The 2,209-nt window shown below is 76.6% G+C and carries 1 protein-coding gene; it reads right to left on the bottom strand.

Features of this window, described 5'->3' with window-relative positions; genetic code table 11:
- Positions 1-307: 307 nt before the first annotated feature.
- On the bottom strand, positions 308-2,119 hold the full coding sequence (locus ACSNOK_RS32660; RefSeq protein WP_436784413.1) for a 3-hydroxyacyl-CoA dehydrogenase family protein: 1,812 nt from the start codon (positions 2,117-2,119) through the stop codon (positions 308-310).
- Positions 2,120-2,209: the final 90 nt, after the last annotated feature.

Raw genomic sequence — 2,209 nt, 5'->3', positions numbered from 1 at the left:
GGGGGGCGGGCCGGGTGGGCCGGGCTCCTCGGAGCCCCTGGTGGCGGTCCCGCGCGGGGAGCGGACGGACTTGGCGGGCTGGGACATGTGGGGAACGTAACACGCGCCCGCGCGGGCGTGCCGGGACGGACCGCCGACCGGTTCCAGCAGGCCGCCCCAGCCGGCCGTGGTGTCCTCGGGTGGGGGCCCGTCCCGGCCGCGGGAGCGGGCGGGCCCGCCGGGATCCGTGGAGCCGCCGGGCGCGGCCGGGCCCGCTGAGCCGCCGCGCCCGCCCGGCCCCCTGCTCGGGTCAAGCCCGCCGCTCGGGTCAAGCCCGCGCATACTCGCGGAAGCCACGCCCTGTCTTGCGCCCGAGGCAGCCCGCCGCGACCAGGTGTTCCAGCAGCGGCGCGGGCGCCAGGCCGGGGTCGCGGAACTCGCGGTGCAGGACCTCCTCGATGGCCAGCGAGACGTCCAGCCCGACCACGTCGAGGAGTTCGAAGGGGCCCATCGGGTAGCCGCCGCCGAGCTTCATGGCGGTGTCGATGTCGTCCGGCGAGGCGTAGTGCTCCTGCACCATCTTGACCGCGTTGTTGAGGTACGGGAACAGCAGCGCGTTGACGATGAAGCCGGCGCGGTCCCCGCAGTCCACCGGGTGCTTGCGGACGGCCGCGCAGACCCGGCGGACGGTGGCGTGCGCGTCGTCGGAGGTCAGGACCGTCCGCACCACCTCCACCAGCTTCATGGCGGGCGCCGGGTTGAAGAAGTGCATGCCGACGACGTCCTGCGGGCGGGAGGTCGCCCGGGCGCAGGCGATCACCGGGAGCGAGGAGGTGGTGGTGGCCAGGACGGCGCCGGGGCGGCAGACCTTGTCGAGCGCGGCGAACAGCTCCCGCTTGACGGTGAGGTCCTCGGCGACGGCCTCGACGGCCAGGTCGACGTCGGCGAGGGCCTCCAGGGAACCGGCCGGAGCGATCAGCTCCAGCGCCGCGTCCCGCTGCCCGGCGGTGAGCCGGCCCTTGTCCACCGACCGGGCCAAGGACTTGGCGACGCGGGCCCGGGCGGCCTCCGCCTTGGCCTGCGTCCGGGCGGCGAGCACCACCGGCAGGCCCGCGCGGGCGAAGACCTCGGCGATGCCGCTCGCCATCGTCCCGGAGCCGACGACGCCGACGGACCGCACCGGGCGTCCGGCCGTCGCCGCGCCCGCCGTGTCGGCCGCGCCCGCGGTGCCCGCCGTGCCGGGCAGGGCCGTCGCGTTCGCCGAGCCGCCGGGCGTCTCGGCGTCGGGGACGGTCTCGGACGAACCGGGGGCCGCGTAGGTGTAGAAGCCGCGGCCCGCCTTGCGGCCGGTCAGCCCGGCGGCGGCGAGCTGGCCGAGGATCGGCGCGGGGGCGTGCAACCGGTCGTGGGAGGCGGCGTACATGGCCTCCAGGACGGTCCGGGCGGTGTCGACGCCGATCAGGTCCAGCAGGGCCAGCGGGCCCATCGGCAGGCCGCAGCCCAGCCGCATCGCCGCGTCGATGTCCTCCCGGGACGCGTACCGCGACTCGTACATGGCGGCGGCCTGGTTGAGGTAACCGAACAGCAGGCCGTCGGCGACGAAGCCGGGCCGGTCGCCCACCGCGACCGGCTCCTTGCCCAGGTCGCGGGCGAGCTCGGTGACGGCGGCGACGGCGGCCGGCGCGGTGAGCACCGAGGAGACCACCTCCACCAGCTTCATGGCCGGGGCGGGGTTGAAGAAGTGCAGGCCGAGCACCCGCTCGGGGTGGGCGGAGTCGGCGGCCAGCCGGGTGACGGACAGCGCGTTGGTGCCGGTGGCCAGGATGGCCGTGGGGGCCACGATCGAGTCGAGGGCGGTGAAGACGTCGTGCTTGAGCGCGTAGTCCTCGGGCACGACCTCGATCACCAGGTCGGCGCCGGCGGCGTCGGCGAGGTCGAGCGAGGTACGGAACCGGCCCAGCGCGGCGCGGCGTTCGTCCTCGGTGAGCTTGCCGCGGGCGACCGCGCGGGCGGTGGCGGCGGTGAGCGTCTCGACGGCGCGGGCGGCCGCGTCGGGGCTGACGTCGATGCCGACCACCTCGCGGCCGGCCCGGACCAGGACCTCGGCGATGCCGGAACCCATCGTCCCGAGGCCGACCACGGCGACGGAGGCGAGGGGAGTGGCGGGAGTGTCCGGAGTGGCGGTGGTCGCGGAGGGGGCGCGGCCGGACGCCCCGGCGGAGCAGCGGGC

The sequence above is a fragment of the Streptomyces sp. URMC 126 genome (genome assembly GCF_051386555.1).
GTDB lineage: Bacteria > Actinomycetota > Actinomycetes > Streptomycetales > Streptomycetaceae > Streptomyces.
This window is presented reverse-complemented; position numbering and strand designations above follow the sequence as displayed.